General features: G+C 54.6%; 22 protein-coding genes and 1 tRNA gene. 11 read left to right on the forward strand and 12 right to left on the reverse strand.

Annotation, left to right across the window (positions count from 1 at the left end; translation table 11 throughout):
• Window positions 1-191: 191 nt before the first annotated feature.
• Genes GJT30_06005 through GJT30_06050 form a run of 10 tightly spaced genes read right to left on the reverse strand, consistent with a single transcriptional unit; the run spans window position 192 to window position 9,912 of the window.
• On the reverse strand, window positions 192-2,195 hold the full coding sequence (locus tag GJT30_06005; protein MSM39157.1) for a hypothetical protein: 2,004 nt from the start codon (window positions 2,193-2,195) through the stop codon (window positions 192-194).
• On the reverse strand, window positions 2,152-4,599 hold the full coding sequence (locus tag GJT30_06010) for a TraC family protein (protein ID MSM39158.1): 2,448 nt from the start codon (window positions 4,597-4,599) through the stop codon (window positions 2,152-2,154). The genes GJT30_06005 and GJT30_06010 overlap by 44 nt, the downstream gene beginning before the upstream one ends.
• A gap of 4 nt (window positions 4,600-4,603) precedes the next feature.
• Window positions 4,604-5,101: a type IV conjugative transfer system lipoprotein TraV gene (gene traV / locus GJT30_06015; GenBank protein ID MSM39159.1), complete on the reverse strand. Its 498-nt coding sequence runs from the start codon at window positions 5,099-5,101 to the stop codon at window positions 4,604-4,606.
• Window positions 5,098-6,366: a conjugal transfer protein TraB gene (locus GJT30_06020; GenBank protein MSM39160.1), complete on the reverse strand. Its 1,269-nt coding sequence runs from the start codon at window positions 6,364-6,366 to the stop codon at window positions 5,098-5,100. The genes traV and GJT30_06020 overlap by 4 nt, the downstream gene beginning before the upstream one ends.
• Window positions 6,356-7,291 (reverse strand): hypothetical protein, encoded by a 936-nt coding sequence (locus GJT30_06025; GenBank protein ID MSM39161.1) that lies wholly within the window; start codon window positions 7,289-7,291, stop codon window positions 6,356-6,358. The genes GJT30_06020 and GJT30_06025 overlap by 11 nt, the downstream gene beginning before the upstream one ends.
• Window positions 7,291-7,869, reverse strand: coding sequence for a pilus assembly protein (locus tag GJT30_06030; GenBank protein MSM39162.1), 579 nt, complete (start codon window positions 7,867-7,869; stop codon window positions 7,291-7,293). Before GJT30_06030 ends, GJT30_06025 begins: the two co-directional genes overlap by 1 nt.
• Window positions 7,870-7,888: 19 nt before the next feature.
• Window positions 7,889-8,155 (reverse strand): conjugal transfer protein TraL, encoded by a 267-nt coding sequence (locus GJT30_06035; GenBank protein ID MSM39163.1) that lies wholly within the window; start codon window positions 8,153-8,155, stop codon window positions 7,889-7,891.
• Window positions 8,156-8,208: 53 nt separating this feature from the next.
• Window positions 8,209-8,508 carry a hypothetical protein gene (locus tag GJT30_06040; protein MSM39164.1) on the reverse strand — a complete coding sequence of 100 codons (300 nt, stop codon included), beginning with the start codon at window positions 8,506-8,508 and terminating at the stop codon, window positions 8,209-8,211.
• 55 nt (window positions 8,509-8,563) lie between these two features.
• Entirely contained in the window at window positions 8,564-9,316 is a 753-nt protein-coding gene (locus GJT30_06045; protein MSM39165.1) for a thioredoxin fold domain-containing protein, read from the reverse strand.
• On the reverse strand, window positions 9,313-9,912 hold the full coding sequence (locus tag GJT30_06050) for an OmpA family protein (protein ID MSM39166.1): 600 nt from the start codon (window positions 9,910-9,912) through the stop codon (window positions 9,313-9,315). The genes GJT30_06045 and GJT30_06050 overlap by 4 nt, the downstream gene beginning before the upstream one ends.
• 181 nt (window positions 9,913-10,093) lie before the next feature.
• Between GJT30_06050 and GJT30_06055 the strand changes: the two genes are divergently transcribed.
• The 11 genes from GJT30_06055 to GJT30_06105 all read left to right on the forward strand — a co-directional run bounded on the left by GJT30_06055 (window position 10,094) and on the right by GJT30_06105 (window position 16,985).
• On the forward strand, window positions 10,094-10,330 hold the full coding sequence (locus GJT30_06055; GenBank protein MSM39167.1) for a hypothetical protein: 237 nt from the start codon (window positions 10,094-10,096) through the stop codon (window positions 10,328-10,330).
• A gap of 42 nt (window positions 10,331-10,372) precedes the next feature.
• The gene (locus GJT30_06060) at window positions 10,373-10,546 is read left to right on the forward strand and encodes an AlpA family phage regulatory protein (protein ID MSM39168.1); all 174 of its coding nucleotides are present in this window, start codon (window positions 10,373-10,375) and stop codon (window positions 10,544-10,546) included.
• A gap of 44 nt (window positions 10,547-10,590) precedes the next feature.
• Entirely contained in the window at window positions 10,591-11,430 is an 840-nt protein-coding gene (locus tag GJT30_06065) for a TrfA family protein (GenBank protein MSM39169.1), read from the forward strand.
• Window positions 11,431-11,652: 222 nt separating this feature from the next.
• Window positions 11,653-11,988 carry a hypothetical protein gene (locus tag GJT30_06070; protein ID MSM39170.1) on the forward strand — a complete coding sequence of 112 codons (336 nt, stop codon included), beginning with the start codon at window positions 11,653-11,655 and terminating at the stop codon, window positions 11,986-11,988.
• Between the two features lie 191 nt (window positions 11,989-12,179).
• Window positions 12,180-12,737, forward strand: a complete 558-nt coding sequence (locus tag GJT30_06075) for a sigma-70 family RNA polymerase sigma factor (protein ID MSM39171.1) — start codon at window positions 12,180-12,182, stop codon at window positions 12,735-12,737.
• Between the two features lie 38 nt (window positions 12,738-12,775).
• A complete protein-coding gene (locus tag GJT30_06080; GenBank protein ID MSM39172.1) occupies window positions 12,776-13,264 on the forward strand; it encodes a hypothetical protein in 489 nt (162 codons plus the stop codon).
• 59 nt (window positions 13,265-13,323) lie between these two features.
• Window positions 13,324-13,956, forward strand: coding sequence for a hypothetical protein (locus GJT30_06085; protein ID MSM39173.1), 633 nt, complete (start codon window positions 13,324-13,326; stop codon window positions 13,954-13,956).
• Window positions 13,957-14,133: 177 nt separating this feature from the next.
• A complete protein-coding gene (locus tag GJT30_06090) occupies window positions 14,134-15,021 on the forward strand; it encodes a hypothetical protein (protein MSM39174.1) in 888 nt (295 codons plus the stop codon).
• A 1-nt stretch (window position 15,022) separates the two neighbouring features.
• Complete coding sequence (locus GJT30_06095) at window positions 15,023-15,337, forward strand: hypothetical protein (protein ID MSM39175.1); 315 nt, start codon at window positions 15,023-15,025, stop codon at window positions 15,335-15,337.
• Window positions 15,338-15,409: 72 nt separating this feature from the next.
• Window positions 15,410-15,748 carry a helix-turn-helix domain-containing protein gene (locus tag GJT30_06100; protein ID MSM39176.1) on the forward strand — a complete coding sequence of 113 codons (339 nt, stop codon included), beginning with the start codon at window positions 15,410-15,412 and terminating at the stop codon, window positions 15,746-15,748.
• The gene (locus GJT30_06105; protein MSM39177.1) at window positions 15,741-16,985 is read left to right on the forward strand and encodes a type II toxin-antitoxin system HipA family toxin; all 1,245 of its coding nucleotides are present in this window, start codon (window positions 15,741-15,743) and stop codon (window positions 16,983-16,985) included. The genes GJT30_06100 and GJT30_06105 overlap by 8 nt, the downstream gene beginning before the upstream one ends.
• 265 nt (window positions 16,986-17,250) lie before the next feature.
• Here the strand turns inward: GJT30_06105 and GJT30_06110 are convergent.
• Both GJT30_06110 and flgM read right to left on the reverse strand, forming a co-directional pair.
• A tRNA-Gly gene (locus tag GJT30_06110) sits at window positions 17,251-17,325 on the reverse strand.
• A gap of 119 nt (window positions 17,326-17,444) precedes the next feature.
• The gene (flgM, locus tag GJT30_06115; protein ID MSM39178.1) at window positions 17,445-17,765 is read right to left on the reverse strand and encodes a flagellar biosynthesis anti-sigma factor FlgM; all 321 of its coding nucleotides are present in this window, start codon (window positions 17,763-17,765) and stop codon (window positions 17,445-17,447) included.
• Window positions 17,766-17,779 lie beyond the last annotated feature (14 nt).

The raw sequence follows: 17,779 nt of genomic DNA on the forward strand, positions 1-17,779 counted from the left end.
TTGGCGATGGCGTAGGTCTTGCCGTTGAACTCGGTGAAAAACGCCAGGGCATCGACGTAACGGTAGGTGGTTCCCGTCGTGATCGTGTCCTGGCAACTGACAACAGCCTGCGCGGTAGAAACAACTCCTGATAGTGTAAGGAGCAGAACGGCGTAGATTGCTGAGTAGACAATTCGGAATAGCATCTGGTCTTACCTCGACTGCATCGGCTGTTTCTGGCCGCTGGAACAGATATTGTCCTTGCCGGCCAACCGGAGCGTCTGGATCACCGTGGCAGCCTCGGCAAACTCGTTGATGCACTGGCAATCGATGAGGATTTCCTCGCCCGGATTGACGGTACAGCTGTTGTTGATGCAGGTTTTGTAGAAGATGTCGTAGGACTGGGCGGGAACCCGCATGTCATTGACCGTGCCGGTCGTCGTTACCTGGGTATCGGTTTTGGCGATGCGGGTCTTGCAAGCCACTTCGCATTCCGAGGCTGGGTCCCGCTGCGGCAGGTTGATACTGCCATTGGCTATGGTCCAACCAGTTGGACCGAGACGCGGGTCCTGGAAGGTCAGGTTCGCTGTATTGTCGCTGGCCGAGGAGACCACCTGCCCGAAACGGGTCGCCACATCGGAGAAGTCGTATTGAGTGCTGCCGCAGACATAGGTACGCTTCTTGTGCCACCAGTCCCGGCAGATCTTGTTGGTACCCACCTGACCAGTGAAGTTCTTGCAGGATGGGAGCGGATTAAAACCGGTTGGATTGAAGTTCTGGTAGGTCACGACACCGTCAATATCCTCTTCCTTGAGTCGGCAGTCCGGGTCGTTGGCCAGGGTTGCACATTTGTCTTCAACCCCTTCCGTGTAGGTATCTTCCTTGAAGTCGAAGAAATAGCTCCAGTTGAACGAGACCCCCTGGGCACCGCCTGCAGGACAGACGATGCCGGTCTGCACAGAGGTATCAAAACCGTTGATGACCCCATCCACCGAGGCCGAAGCGGAATTGCAGCCGCCGCCACTCATGTTGTTCATGTTGAATGTGGCGGCCATGAGCTGGCCGAGTTTGGCCGGATCAGGAGTAGACACGATCACAGTTTTGACGGTATGCCAGCCATCGCCGCCAGGACTGCCGCCGCAGTTGTTGTGCGCCGCTCCCGGTCCTCCCGGGCCGGTGTCTAGGTATTCCAGCTGATAGGTCAGGTCATCGACCTTGTGGACCCTCATATAGACCAAATGGTCGGTGCAGAGTGAACTGCTCCCTGAGTCATTGAACGACTTGACAGTGGTATCGACCCGCCCGGCACGGTCGATGGTGCAGACGCTCGCCTTGCCCTGTGCCTGGCGTGCCGCGCCTGAATTGGAGATCAGGTAGTAAAAACTGCTGGGATCGGAAGATTGGGAGATGGCGGCGGAGTCACGGGCAGCAGTCAGCTGCGGCCAGTTGGTGTAGTAACCCGACAGGGTGGCAACGGTCGGTGATGAAGCGAAGGCCGAGACGCTTGACGCAGCATTGTTTGTCTGGGTGGTCACCTGCCCGTAGTAGGTGATGGTGGTGATGTCAGTGGCGACGTTAGTGATGGTGAATTGGGTATTGCTGGTATGGACGGCGTTGACGATCCCTCCGCCAATGTCCTTGAGAACGATGGCGCTGTTCACCCAGACCAGGTTGCTGCCGCAGCTGCTGTTGATGCAGTAGCACCCACCAAGGTCGGTAATGGAGGCCGGCGCTTCGGTAACCCGGCCATCGGCGTCGGCTGCCCACGTGAAGTACTTGCAGTTCGACCAGCTCCCGGCAGTGCAGGAGATAAAGCCGTTGGCGCAGACCCCGGAAATGATTGCCGGGACAGTATGGACGTTGTCGATGCTGCCGTCGGTGTTGAGATCCTGACTGACGATGACCTGCTGCAGGTCGCCGGTCCCTGCCGGCTGGATCAGCACTTCCAGAAATTTGGCCGAGGACGGGGCGTTCAGGGTCGCCGTAAAACTGGTGGCACCGTTCACCGTCTGCATGAGGTTTGCGGAGTTGGTCATCGGCAACGAGATGTTGCTGTTAATACCGTTCTTGGTGCCGAACCGGGAAAGAGCCGTCTGACCAGTGCTCTGGCCTGCGGTCTTCCCGTCCACAGCCAGTGCGTGGGAACTCGCAAGTGCCAGGGCCACGGTCAGGCTAGCTGCGGTATTTCTTGACCATCTCACGGATCGCATCCTCATAACTCACTCCGCCATCCACCATTGCCTCTATTTCGGCAATCTCGCTCGCATCCGACGTGAACACGTAATATGAAAACGGATCGACGGCCAACCTGCCGATGCCGGCCCCGAAAGGCGTGTCCATGAAGATCTCCGAATACTTGGGTTTGTTGCTCTTGGTTGACTTCAGAATCCGCATGGTGAAGTCGTCATAGTCCAGAAGCTTCTCATCCAGCGCCTTCTCGAAATCCGACGACTCCAGGAAGAATTTGAAGGCGGAGTTGTTCCTGATCACGTCGCCAACGCCCCCGAACAGCTTCATGTCGAGCACCGACTGCGTGATTATGGTGAAGCTCCCTCCGTATTTCCGGGCCCGGCGATACCCCTCCTCGATGACCTCCTTCAGGGTCGAGCTCTCCCCGAGAAACTGCCAGGCCTCGTCGAAGACAATCAGCCGCTGGTCCGACTTGTCGGAGAGGTAGAGATCCTGGGTGACGGCGTTGATTACCTGGAGGGTGACGACCCGGAACAGCTCCTTGCGGGACTTGAGATGCTCCAGTTCGAGCACTACGAACTCGTCGTTGGAGATGTCGAGGCTGCTTTTGCCGTTGAAGAAGCGGCCAAAGGCACCGTCACTCCGAAAGTCAGCCAGGTTGAAGGCCAGCCGAGAGGCGGCTTCCTTGATCTCGCCACCCTCGGAGGAATAGCGCTCGAAATTGGCAAGGAATTCGTAGACCGTATCGATGCCGGCATCATTCCCCTCCTGCTGCCAGGCCCAACGCACAGCCCCCTTGATAAGGGTCATCTCTGTTTCACTGGGGATGGTCTTGCCGGTGGAGAACACCATCTGGGCGACGATGGGAGCGATGACCGGGATGTCGTACTCGGGATCGATGATGTTGGTGAAGGGGTTCAGGCAGACCTGGGAATCCTCGCTGAAATCCAGATAGCGGGCACCGAACAGCTTGGTCATCTTCTTGTAAGAGCCGCCGATATCGATGATCCTGATCTTGGAGTTCATGGCGAAGTAGTTGTAGACCAGATAGTTGATGAAGAAGCTTTTGCCGGCACCGCTGGAGGCGCATACCATGGCGTTGTGGTTGTTGACCCCCTTGTTGAAGATGTCGAGACCGAACAGGTTCCCCTTCCGCCCGGCAAAGAGCATGACCGGCTTACCAAGCCCCGAGAAGTCTCCCTGGATCGGCAGGGTCACGGCAATGCTGTCCACCGGCATGATGTGGTCACGGTCGAGGGTGTCGATGTTGCTGCCGTTGTCGTAGAGCCCGAATGGCAGAGACGAGATGAACAGGATAGGAAGAATTCCCTTGTCCTCCTGCATGACGTACCCTTGCCCCTCCCAAACGCGTTTGGCTCGGGTGACTGACTCGTTCACCAGCCACTCGTCACTGCCGTAGACCCACATGATCGGGATGATCCGGTAGAACTTGGTACCCCGTTCCAGTTCATCCACGGCCCAGAGGTATTCATCTTTCTTGCGAGCCAGCGACGGGGCGAAGCTACCCACTCCCTGCTGCTGCAGGACCAGGTTGCACTTGGTGTGAAGCTTGTTCTTCTGGTTACGCAGAAGAATGTTGAGAGTGAAGAAGAACGGTGTACGGATCTGGTCTGAGTCGGTCGCCATCCCCATGATCCCGCCGAAGAGCTGGTTGGTCTGGATCGGGTCGCCATTCAGGGGGAACGATTTGGGGGTGACACAGCGGAAGTGTCTGTTATCGAAGCGGAGCGAGGTAAAGCGCTTTTCGATCTTCGTACCGAGCAGCACCTGTTTGCGGATGATGTTCCGGTCATCATAGTGGGTCGAATTGCCGGATGGATCTTCGTTCAGCATCCGCCGCAGCCAGTCCAGCAGTCGTCCCGGTCCCACCACGACCGGGGCGAGGCCGGCACCGCGCAGCACTTCCTGAATGGTGCCGAACACTTCGTCCAGGTTCACATGGCCGATCTCCTTGACCGGAAACTTCACGGTGAAGAACATCCGGAAGGTGCGCACCGGAATACCGCTCAGGCAGCCGAGCCCCTCCACCCCCTCCTGGAAAAACCGCATGACATTGTCGGAGACATCGTGGACCAGCTTGCTGCTGCGCGTCTTCTGAGCCCCATAGGCATTGACAATCGGTTCGACAAACGGGTCGGCAAACAGAATGAACTGCATGACCGAACCTTCCGGCAGGTTGACGCGAAAGATTCCCTCCAGGGTTTTGATGCTCGTTTCGGAGGCGAATGCCAGGGGAGCGCACTCCCACATCATCCCGAAGGTGTTATCGGTGTTGAGGTAGATATTTTTCCTGTCGTCGTAGGCAATCCAGGGGAAGTAATCGGAGAACTTCTCCCGACGGGATATCTGTTCCAGCTCTCCCTTGGTAATGCCGCCGTCCTTTCCGAATAGACTGGACATGATCCCCATTGCGCTACTCCTCCTCACCGGACGACACGGTGTCGCCCAGGAGCCAGCGCGGTTCGTCCACGAAGAAGTAAACGTAGCGCAGCATGTAGAACTCATTGTCCTGCCCGGTATAGGGAAGCAGAAGCACCCGCATGGTCTTGGGGGGAGCAACGACCGGCGTGACCGGCTCCTTGAGTAGACCGGTGAATTTGTCGAAGAGTGCGGCACGGTATTTCGTCAAGGCTCCGTTCTCTTTCGACGCTGGGTTGGTTCCTGCCGCTTCCTTCGTGCTTTCGGTGCAGGCGCCGGAATTATCGGACTCTGGTCCGCAGTTCTCACGGGATTGATCGGCAGCCATATCCTTAGTTTTGGCAACGCCGCCTGATGATTCGCTGTAGGCCGTCTGGACTGAGACACATTTGCCGTTGTAACTCTCCGGGCAACTGAAATTGCTTTCGTAAGGATTGAGCAGGGCACAGCCGCTCATGAGCAGCATTCCCGCCAGAGCCAGTGTTCTCTTCACTTTCCGCCTCCCTTGGCGATCTTTTTGATTTCCAGGTTGATCCCCTCGCTAATGACCAGCGTCACCGGCTTCGTGGCGCCTACCTCGATGACCGGCATGGTCTGCTTGGCCAGTTCCATGTAGAACTTCTGGATCTCTTTGAAGCCGCTCGACAGCCCTGATCCGGCGCCTGACATGGCAATATCCTTTGGATCTACGGTCTGGGTGGTGCCGAGAGGACTGACGGCCAAAGTTGTCGCCGACGCCTTGATAGCGTCACCGGCACCGCCGAAGAAACCGGCCAGCATGCTCCTCGCAATCATAGAACCCATCTTGGCCACGACCCGTCCCCGCAGGCCGATCTTGCCATCTGCGTCGACGACAAATCCCTTGACCTTCTGGTCAACCACGGCCTGCCCCTTACGGTCGAGGCATGACAGGGAGACCAGCAGCAGTTCGGCCCGCTCAGTAGCCAGGTTCCCCTTGCCGTCAGCGATGACAAAACATCCCTTGAGGTTGGCTTTCACGCTGTTGGGCAGAACCGCCGGAGTCTTGACCCTGAGCAGTACCGGGACCGGGTTACCTTTGGCTTCCGAAGTGGTCGGGGCGTCCAGGCCACTCAACAGGGTCGCCTCCATAAAGGAAGGCGGCAGATAAACTGAACCTGCTGCGTCTTTTTTTTTATCCTCCGATTCGGCTTTCGCCTGCTTTCCTGCCCCGGGTGACGACACGACGGCGATGTCGCCTATTTCGGTCTCGGGGAGTGATGGCGGTTGTCCGGCAGCCATCGTCTGCGCTGACGTGGGAGGAGGCGGCAGCGGAATGGAACTGGTCTGCGGAATTGGCGGTGGCGGCAGCGGCTGTTTTGCCAGTACGGATCGTCCCGATCCGGCTTTTTGAACCTGCCCCTGGGCAGATGCAGCATTGCGGGCATCACCTGATATGGGAAGTGACGTTCCCGGCTGCAGCACTGGAGCTGCCGGTGCATCTCCCTTTTTCTCCCGGGTTATTTCATCGAGCTTTTGCTGGAGTTCGGCAACCTTGTCATCCCGCTTGGCTATTTCCTTCTGGCTCTCAAGGTACTGCGACTTCTCCAGAAGCTTTGGTTCGATGCTCAACGGTGCCTGCTTTGCGCTCCTCACCGGTTGAGGCGACTTGCCGTGGTTCATGGCCATGCTCCCGAGCACGAAAGTCAGACCGAAAATGGCTACACCGCCCCCCCAGACTAACAGTCGCCTCTGGTTGCCGGTCAGGCCGTTCCAGTAAGAAAGCAGCTTATTTTTCATCATCTGCCTCCTGGTCAGCCGGTGCCGGTTGCGGTTTCTGGGCCGTGTCCAACTTTGCCTTCTGGCTGGAAGCGGAATGATCCATGACCGGCAGCTCGCCGGCCAGTTTCCGGCCTTCCTGCTTTTCCGCCCGCTGCTCCACCACAAAGATCCGTGAGGTATCCCCCTGACGCAGAATGTGTCGTTCGAGTGCGACAGCCACCGGGTTTTCCGCCAGTTCCGTTCTCAAGAACATCTTCTCGTTCATCCTGAACTCAGCCGGCTCCCCCCGCAGGTTCGCCTCGTACTCCTTGATCCGGAGCCCTTCGCCTTCGATATCCACGGTGCGCTTCAGTGTCAGGACAATTTCCCTGAATATGGAAAACCGCTTGTCCCTGCGCATCACGGAGTAGGAATCGGGGATGTTCTCGGTATAGACGTCCCGAATGGCGCGAAGCAGCTTTTTCTCGAAGGGCAGACCTGCGTACAGCGACAGGTTGTCCTTGATCTTGCGCTCCCTGCCTGACGAAAGTCGGATGGTCTGAGAAGGAACCCTCTGGGGAAACACGATCATGCTGAAGGTTTCCTCGCCGCAGACGACATACAACTCGGTTGGTGTGGTCGAATAAGAGAGCTTGTCACCTTTCTTCGTGACCTTGAACTTCACGAAGGCATCCTTGCCGGTGATCTTGATGGTGACCCCTTTTTCCGTGGAGGTGAGCGCCTCGCGGATCTCGGCCGGACAGGAAATACGGTTCAGATCCGAACTGGACAGGCGAATGGTGGTCGTCGCCTCCGGCAGCACCACTGTAGGGAATTCACTTTCAACCGGTTTCTCCATAACCTGGTCATCGGCGGTTCTCTTTTTTGGGATTGCGGATTGATCAGCCGCGTGGAGTAGTGCCGGAACCAGCAATGCTGCCAGTAACACAACCGTGCTGCGCATCATGCCCCCTTGCTTTCGCCTTGGGCCGGCTTCTCGTAGAGGCGGACCAGGATGAATTTTCCATTATCGATGCGGTACTCGATGAGATAGACCTTCAGGGTGTCCTCTGCCTTCTGGTCCACCATGTAGGTCTTCTTGGTGCCGGTGACTTCGAGCCGGCGCTTTTCGGTGTCGTTGATGATCGACTGGATGTAAAAGGCGCTGGAGGCCTTGGTATTTTCAATTTTGTCGGCCAGCTCGTACAGCTCTTTCCTCGCTGTCTGGAACTGGGAGGGATCATAGACGGCCAGCAGTTCGCTGAACTGCGACCGGGCATTGACCGGGTTATAGGTCAGGGCCAGGTTCAGGATGTAACGGGCAAATTCCTTGAGGTACTCGTCAGACGCCTTGTCCCCGGAAACGGAGATCTTTGAGTTGACGACCGGAGGCACGAGGATGACCCGCTGGCTGTTCAACGCCATGAACAGGCCGGCGGTATTGATGACGACGGCGATACCGAGAGCCACAACCACGAACTTGAGCAGCCGGTTCTCGGCGAAAATGTTGGAACTTTTCTGCAGGAAAATATCGAGGTTCACTTCATTGCTCCTGTGGTGGTCATTCCAGGAAATCCTTATCGAAAAACTGCGGGTACCCCTTCATCGGCGCCAGACCGAGAAAATAGAGCGCATGCCGCAGGAAGCCTCGCGGATACTGTCGTTTGAAGCGGCTGTAGGCCCACGGCACGATGATCATTGTCAGCCAGAGCCACCCGCCGAACTGCTGAGCCAGGATGAAGCTGGCGGTCATGATCGCCAGGTCATCGGGTTCGAACCAGAGAACCTGGAACGGCTGGGTCAGGTATTGGGGAAACTTGCGGGTCACATCCGGCTCCGTTCACAAAGGTGGTGAGGGGGGGCTTTCGCCCCCCGTTGTGTTCAGATGATCATCCCGAGCGAGGTGACGATCTTGTCCGAGTTGATGACAAGTACCCCCCCCAGGATGCAGAGAACTGCCGGGACCATCTTTTGCTGGATCATGACGACGACGCCGGCAATGATCGACAGGACACCGGCAATGGCGCCGAAGGGTCCTTTGAGGATGTTGTTGATGAAGAAGTCGTAGGCCTCGAAACCGAAAGAACCGGCTACCGGGGCAACGAGGGCCATGGCCTGTGATGCCACCAGGGTCACGATCATGGCGACGGCGGTCATCAGAAGTAATTTCCGTTTGTGCATTCATTTCTCCTTTGTGCTGGTTACGTGATGGTGCTGCGATGACAGTGGTACAGAATCAGTGTGATTGCGGCTTGCTCACCTCCTTTCCCTTGTCCAGAAGCCCGGATATCCGTTGGATGTCCGCACCATTCACGTGAGCACCTTCGATCCAGAGTGCCGGTGTTCCCCGAACCCCAATCCCAGCCGCAATCTTTTCCATCTCCTCCAGCTGCTGTTGCTGCACGCCGTCGGCGATGGCAATCGGTTTGCCGTCCAGCTGTCCGGTAAAAACCTCGTGAAAAGCCTTGCCCCTGTCGGGCTGGGACAGGATGTAACGGGCCTTCTTTTCTGCGTCGGGATGGATTCTGCGGAGCGGGACGAAATAGATGTAGCGAGTCACATCCGCGCGTTTTGCAAGGAAGTCGTCGACCTTTCGACAATAAGGACAGTCGGGGTCGGTGAACTCGATGACCTTTTTCGGGCCATTACCGATTTTCAGGGCTTTATCGAGGGGGAGACCATTGATTCGTTCTGCGACAACCTTTTCCCGTATTTCGGCGGTCAGGTTCTTGCCGTCCTTGGACCAGATCTCCCCGAAGAAGAGGTATCCTTCAGGGCTGAAGTAAAATACCTGCTCGCCTGCGGTGATCTCGTAGAGTCCTTTGAGCGGTGATTCTCTGAAACTGTCGATTTTCAGGTTCGGGAAGCTCTTCATCAAATTCTCTTTCTCCGTCTTCACGTCATCGTTCGCCATGGAGAACCCTGCGACCGCGACAAGAAGCAGTATCAATCCGCCAACCATCATGGTCCTGCCGTTAATGATCTTCACTTCTCCTCCTTTCGATGTTCCACGATTTCCACACGCCGGTTCAGGCGTTTGTCGGTCGAAACAGGGCAGCACTTGCCTTTTCCCTCCACAGTCACCACATTAAAACCATTAGATTTCATTATCCCTGCTACGTGATTCGCTCTCCTGATCGACAACCTCTTGTTGTAGCCATCAGTCCCAATCGTGCAGGTGTAGCCCTTCAGTCCGAATGTGCTCTGCTTCGACAATCCCGCCAACAGCCCATCAAATCTCAATCGCTCGTGACGTGACAGCTGATCGCTGTCGAAATCGAACTGCACGCTTGTGAGCTGCATTTCTGTCTCGATGGCGCCGTGGGTGGATGACTGGACAGGCTTTGCCTCAAGTGCAAGTTGCGGCTCCGGCTTGACCGGGTCGGAGAGTCGCATGGCAAGCATGGGTTTCACCGGCAGGAGGGAAAGCCTGTGATCTTGGCAGTCGGAACAGACGACGAACTGGTCATCCGGTTTAGCCGCAACTGCATCGAGCGAATAACTGAATGGCCGCTGGCGGATCTCTGCGGCATGGGTTGCTAGCGGAAGAATCAACGCCAGTACGGTGATGCTGAACGATTTCATCAAGGGGGACAGGCCTCCAGAAGGAGTGTGCTTCATTCACATAATCTATAGGGGGGGCAGGTGCAGTTGCCGCCAATGATCTGACCAACGCGCCATCTCTGGCTCATCTGCTCAAATACGACTCTGTGCAGGATGGATTGCATGGGGAAGTGATTAGGTACTGGAAGCATCAGGATGCGGAATGATCATCTACATCATTGGTGATGGTCAGGCCGAAGTGAGGGCTGAAATGAAGAACCTGCTGGGCGGCAAGGGGGCCAAGGCGGAAATGACCAGCACCGGCCTGCCGGTCCCTCCCGGCATGGATAACCTCAACGTATCTGGATTTTTCCAGCACGTAATTTTTTTCAGCAGAATTATTAGCAAGTTAAACGGTTTTATCGAGTCAGATCACGAATTGCACCTGCCCCCCTTATAGATATTAGAGACAGGGAGAAACACCAAGAACGGAGGAAAGGCAATGGAAGCACTTTTGAGGCAGCGTGACCTGATGGAAATCATGAACGTATCGCGTGCAACACTCTGGAGGATGCTGAGATACCAGGATTTTCCCAAGCCGGTCATCCTGATGGGATGCAAGCGCTGGAGGGCTGAAGATGTCGCTGTGTGGATCGAGGCGCGAAAAAGTGTCTGAAGGCAACACCAAACTATCAATGAGGATGAATCGGGAGGTTCCGGTTGCCTGACCACCTTCAACCGACCCTGTTCGCGGACGCCGGGAAAACACAAGCGTCCGACACGTTTCAGGAACTGCTGGCAAGTATCGCTGCCAGACCCAAGTACCTGCCAGACTGGCCGGAGAGTCACCGGGCTTTGCCCAATGAGATTCTGCGGTCGGCATTATTCAACTGCCGTAATAGGAACCTGCCTCGCATGTTCCTGAAGGAGGTTGAGATCGCAGTGATTGGAGATGGTCAGGTTATTTATCGAGGGGAAGAGCTTCGGCAGGATGACGAGCTGGTCTGGATGCACCTGATGCATTTGATCAAGAAGAGCCCGCTGGGAGAGTGCGTTGAGTTTACCCCTTATTCGTTCATCAAGGCGCTCGGATGGCCCATCAAGGGCCAAAACTATGATCGGCTCCGGAATTGTCTGAGTCGCATGCAGGCCACGGCGCTGCGCATACAGTCCAAGCGCTTGCACAGCTTTATCAGCATTTCATTGATCCTGAAATTCCTTTCCAGAAACGAGCGGAACGAGAGCCTGCCCCGATGGCAGGTATGGGTCGGGAAGGAGATGCAGTTGCTATTCGACGAGGAGTTTCTGACCAGGGTGATGTGGGAGACCAGGCGGTCGTTACCAGACGGCATTGCTTCGAAACTATTCGGCTACTGGGCCAGTCATCGGAAGCCGTACCCGGTTAAAGTCGAGACTCTGCTGAAGCTGTGCGGTTCCGGCATGCAGACAAAACACTTCAAGATTGAGCTGAAAAGGGCTCTCAATCTTCTCAAGGAATCAGGATTTCTGGAAGCATGGGAGCTTAAGGATGAACTTGTTGTGGTTGTTCGGAGACATTGACCTATGACCGACCTGACATTGACTTTTGACCGACTGACTATTGACCTATGGCCGACCGGTACTGACTTTTGGCCGACCGAACTATTGACTATTGACCGACCGAACCCATGACTTTTGGCCGACCGCCACTGTCCTGATTTCAATGAACAATTGATTGGTTAGAAGGTTATCAACACCCCGCTAACCTTCTTCTAACCATTTTTAACCATAAGAGGCGTCGGATTGACAGGAAGGAATACGATGATCTGCCCATTCCCGGATGAAGCAATGAAAACAGTGGTTTCGTATTTGCGCCGTTCAGGCCAGACCGTTGTCTTTTCGGAAGGTTCATTTGTCCTTGCGGAGGGGACTCCGAATCTCATCGTCATTGAGCAGGCATGCGCTGACGGTGCGATATCCCTTACCGAGGACGGGTCGATTCAGGTGTGCGGAACTAGGATAATGGCCGAGTTGGACACAGTGAAACTCCGCAGAAGAGTTGAAGACCACTTACGAAAATCGGCTACTAAGCAGGACATCATCCGCATTGCAGCATGTTTGGGGATCAGGCTGAAGTAACTACTGACCCCGTTTCCCCTGAATAAGTTTTCCCCTAGGGCAGTATCGCGTCTGTTTTCGGCCTGAAGCCGTTTCAGTCGCTGAATCGAATATTCATTCTGGCACGGCCTGGCTCACACAGATGAGCACAGGCAAAGCCGGTCATCGGAGCACGACTTCGAGGCCGGCTTTTTTTTATTCGGAGCGAGACCATGGATTTTGACAAGGCAGTTGCGTGGGTCGAAGAAAATAAGGCGATGATCAAGGGATATATCGCCAAGTACCGGAATTTTTCACCGTATGAAGAACGTGATTACATGCAGGAAGCCTACGAATCTGCTTTCGTAGCCGCATGTCGCTGCGGTGAGAAGAAGATCAAATTCGAGGCTGCCTTCTGGAAGGTATTTCGGAATCAGATCAGTGTCATAACGCCAGCGCCGGATATTCTGACCCATGGATCGAATTCGATTCCCTCACATTTCTGTTCTGACGACCTTTCGGCTGTTACTGAAAAACGCTCACAAGAAAGACAGAAAGAGCCAGACATCGAGGCGATATTCCAGTCGGTGCGCCATCACCTCACGGAAAAGGAGCAACAGGTCCTTTATTGGGCTCTCGGAATCGGTATGGAAGGACAGATGTCGAATTACGAGATTGCTGATCGGCTTGGATGCGTTGTTTCGAACGTCAGAGATATCCTCAGCAGAGCACTCGACCGGATCAAATCCCTTGTCGAGAAAGGCAGCATCGATCCCAAGAATTTGGTCTGATGTTGCAGCATATGCTTCATCACGAAAGGAGATGCACCATGAACCTGGAACAGGCAGCACAGCAGTATAAACCAGTACCACTGAAAGCCCTTAAACGAATGGTTAGCGAGGGGCTGTTGACTGAGCTTTTGGATGAGAAAGATCAACATGCGCTGCAACTGCTTTCCCGCATTTGGTCGGATGAATGGTATGTCGCCCGAATGAACATGTCTTTCAAATCAGACAAGAGAGCGCTGATGCTCGCATTCCCGAACTTCGGCAAGATAGAGCGCTATATTCTGTGTTCATACCTCCCGAAAGAGCACGGACCCAGGTACAGGGTATCGGTGCGCGATGTTGCCAATAACCTCCGCGCCTTTTTCCACATCGAGTACCCGGAGTTCAAGATCAAACGTATCCGTCAGATTGCCTACAACATGTTGCGCAGCTGCAGGGGAGAGAGTCGGAGACTGTACCTTTCCTTGACGGCTTTGGAACATCAGTCGATGGAAAATCAGCGCAGGAAATCTGTCAAATATTCCAACTAACAAACTTTTCTAAGGAAAAGTCTTAATAGAAAAGTTTGTATTACGACAAGGAGCCAGCAATGAAAGTTGAAGATATCGAAGAACTGCTCAACACCCGGATCATCGAAGCGTTTTCGAGAGGATTCAGTGTCGTTGAGATCACCAGGGCGCTGAGGAAAACTACCGCGACTTCGGTCTATAATCTGCTGCGCGATACTGGCCGTATCAAATCTATGGCTAGAAGCGAGTACCGCCGCCAATACGATATCGACCCGAGGTTGGCGACCGCATGCCGGCAAAAGGGATTCTCCTTTGGGCGATGGTGTCTCAGTTGGCGGCTTGATCCGCATATGGCCGTAGCTGAGCTGAAATCTGCCCCTGACACTGAGGAAGAGAGTGCTGCTCATGTGGCGCTGAAGAGAGATTTCCCGGATATCTATCTCAGGCTGTACAAAGGGGCAAAGATCAAATCGGAGAAAAAGGGTAAATACCGGTCCAAGCCTGCTTCTCTAATGATCGAATGGAGTTCGGAGCGGAAAGCGTTTTTAGCGACTGTCCCGGAATGTCCAGGCATCGAGGCCAGTGGCAAGAACTGGGATGATGTTTTCTTCGCCATAAAGTCGGTGCATCTGATGCACGAACATGTGAAACGGATTGACTGGCTTCTCAGCAGATCTGCCGATGAGTTTTGTCCGGCCAGTGGAGTCGAATAGTCACATCTCCGTATTTGCGCCAAATTTGGTACCAAGTTTGTTACCAAATTTGCGCCAAGTTCCGGAGGTGGCAAATTTGTCACCAAATATATCCCCATATTTGCCACCGGTACCTGCCCCCCCTATAGATATTTTGTATGGAGGCGTACTTGCCTTACAAAATATCTGGGGGTTGATATGAATGTGTTGGTGTGTGATCTCGGGTTTTCTTCGGCCAAGTGGATTTACGGGGAGCGCAAGGGAAGGATCATTTCTGCGTTCAGCTACAACGGCGATAATCTGCTCATCGGAGAAGATTCCCTGATGGCGTCGGGCTCTTCCTATCTGAAAACGATGGAAGAGCTTGTGCGCTACTATCCCGTATTTGTGGAACAGTGCCTGAAGCAGGCTGGCTGTGAGGGGGACATTCTTCTTGCCGTTGGGCTGCCGTACTCCTATTGGCAGGAGCAGCATAAGCCGGGCGGCGCCGTGCCAGCCTTGGCCAAGTCACTGACCGACGGAGCAATCAAGGATGTGGCTGTGTTCCCGCAGGGACTGGGAGGTTTGAGGGATTATCTCGATGGACTTCCGGAGCGCCCGACCGGCAATGTTCTCGGTATCGATATCGGCTTCAACACCATCATCTTCACCCTGTTCTCACCACAGAAAAAGCAGATCATCCATGGCAAGACCCTCAACAAACGGGGCGTTCACCAGATGGCAACCAGCTTTCTGCTGCCACGAATCAAGAACCTCGCCCCATCAGGCACCTTCACTCCCGTGGAGATTGCCTTCCTGATCGAGAAGGGCTATTTGCAGTACGGCTTCGAGCGGCACGATGTCACCCGTGAAATCCAGGAAGCCGGCGTTGCGTATATCGAGCACATCATCCGTGACATTCAGGGTGAGTTGCAGGCCCATGTCGGCATGCATGCCGATTTTGATCGTGTACTGCTGTTCGGCGGTGGTGCCGCCTTCCTGAAGAACGGCCTGCCTGCCAGAAACATCGAGGTTATTGTCCTACCGGAACCGGAATATGCCAACGCCAGGGGATTCCAGACACTCGCCTTTGCCAAGGGGGTGTGATGTGCCCCTGTACTCGCTCAAGCTTTCCATCTATGACCCGGAAATCATCGCAGCCTTTGAACGGCTGCGCAAAAGCAGAAAGCAGGCGACGTTCACCCACGAAGCGATCAAGCAATTCCTCGCGACGGAACGGGGAAAGCAGGTGCTGGCCAACATGGATGGGGGCACATCAGATCAGCAATTGCCGGCTCTTACTTCCATGGCGGTAAATAAACCTGCCGATAAGCCGCCGAATGAGACGATGTCTGGGGAAGGTGCTTCCGGATTTGTTCAGGACGTCGATTGCGCCGATGTTTTGAACAGTATCTTGGAGTAGCGCGATTTGCATATTCATAACGATAATTATATTTGACATTTCATGCTTATAATGTAAATAATAGTTCTCGCTATGAACAAGAGAACCGTAACCATATATCCGTCTTCGGCAAAAGAACTTGAAGCCATGGGTCAACGTCTCAAGGATGCCCGGCTACGCCGTCGCTTTTCCATGGAGACGGTCTGTGCCCGGGCGGATATTTCCCGGCCAACGCTCTATAAGGTGGAGAATGGCGACCCGTCCGTTGCCATGGGGATTTATGTACAGGTATTGCGTGTCCTGGGGCTCGTAGAAGATCTGGGCTTGATCGCCAAGGAAGATGCGCTGGGTAGGCGCCTCCAGGATGAAGCACTGCCACACCGCAAACGGGCGCCAAAGAAAACGCAGCAAACTGGCGGGTCACATGGCTAAAGTACAGGGCGAACATATCTGGGTCTGGCTTGACGATCCGTCATTTGGCCCCTTGCAGCGTATTGGTACACTTTCCCGTGGCGACCGGGGAAGTGTGCGTTTTGCGTATGAGACGACCTGGCTGAAGAAAGCCCATGCCTTCCCCCTTGACCCTGAACTGGATTTGACTGCTGGCGAATTCTACCCGGGTAATGCCAACTTCGGGGTCTTCATGGATTCCTGCCCCGACAGGTGGGGACAGATCCTGATGAAGCGAAGAGAAGCAGTCGAGGCCCGTGAGCAGGGGCGCACGCCGAGGTCACTTGGTGCATGGGAGTTCCTGCTGGGGGTTCAGGACTGCACCCGTATGGGGGCTCTCCGGTTCAGCCGCCCGGACACAGATGTCTTTCTGGCCGACGAGACGCGTTCAGCACCGCCGATTGCCCGCATTGCCGAACTGCAGGCCGTGGCCTTTGAGTTGACCAGAAAGAAGCAGGATGACCTGGACAAAATCAGGGAGTGGCTGAAGGTTCTGGTTGCACCAGGATCGTCGCTTGGCGGCGCCCGTCCAAAAGCCAATCTGGTTGATGAGGATGGCAGTCTCTGGATTGCCAAGTTCCCGTCAGGCGATGATGATTATGATGTGGCACTTTGGGAAATGCTTCTGCAGGAGCTTGCCAGGGAGTGCGGGATCAACGTTCCCGCTTCCCGTCTCATACAGATCGGCAGCGGCTATCACACTTTCATGGTGAAACGGTTCGACCGAGATGGCGTTGCAAGACGTTTCTTTGCGTCAGCCATGACCATGACCGGGCATCAGGATACCGAGGATGCCAGTTATCTGGAGCTGGCCGAATTCATCTCCACATGGGGCGAGCCAGATCATATAAATTGTGATCTCGCAGAGCTTTTCACAAGAGTTGCTTTCAATGTTGCCACAGCCAACCGTGACGACCATCTCCGCAATCACGGTTTCATGAGGACTCCTGCAGGCTGGCGACTCGCCCCTGCCTTTGATATGAACCCATCATTCAAAAAAGATGAACACGCGCTGGCCTTGGATCTCTATATCCGGCAACCGGATATTGATGTGTTGCTGGAAACGGCGGAGTACTATCGTCTCGGATTGGATCAGGCAAAGGAGATTGTCAGACGGGTCGGCAAGGTAGTCGAGGGGTGGAAGGCTCGTGCCAGGAGACTGGGACTGTCATCACATGAGATTGCCGAAGCTGAGCACCTTTTCCTGATTGCTTTTTAGAGTAATATCAACGCATTACGAGCTAATTGGAGACACAAGCGGAAACACTGAGTGCGTATTAGCCAGTGTGTCTTGTGATGAGTCCGATTAGAAACAAATTTACTATCCATCCACATGCTGATTTCACATCTTTGTTGCCTACCGTTTCACTCAGTTGTATGGTGCCTCACAAGATTTCATTGCCAAACGGAAACAAAAACGGAAACAAAAGCTCAAAAGGCAAGAAAAAAGGACTTAGCCGTGTCGGCTAAGTCCTTGATTTTCTTGGAGCGGGAAACGGGATTCGAACCCGCGACCTTCAGCTTGGGAAGCTGACACTCTACCACTGAGTTATTCCCGCTTGAGCCCTTTCTTTTAGCTTATACTGACTCACCTTGTCAATAGCTTTTCAATCGAACATGTCGGAAATGAAAGAGCCCGCATATGCGGGCTCTTTCATCCATTTCCTGGGGTGACCGTTCAGGCTGAAGCTCCTTTGACAAAGCTGCCGATACGGGCAATCATCCTCTCCGCGACAGACTGGCTTGCTACGTTGTAAGCACCCGACTCAACCTGTGCCTTGAGCTCTGCTACCCTGTCGGCCCGGAACTGCTCGCTGCCGTTAGCCGAAGATGCCGTCTTGCTGATGCTGCCAGCCGTTTGAGATATGGAGAGCTTGTCGGTTTCGGCTTGCTTCTTGTTCTCTTCAGCCTGTCGGGCATTCTGCTGGGCAACCTGATTGACCGTTTCTTCACGGATATAATTAACTGCAACCTGTTGATTACTTTCTTCAATCCTCATTCCATATCACCTCC

It is taken from the genome of Geobacter sp. (genome assembly GCA_009684525.1).
In the GTDB taxonomy this organism is placed as follows: domain Bacteria; phylum Desulfobacterota; class Desulfuromonadia; order Geobacterales; family DSM-12255; genus Geoanaerobacter.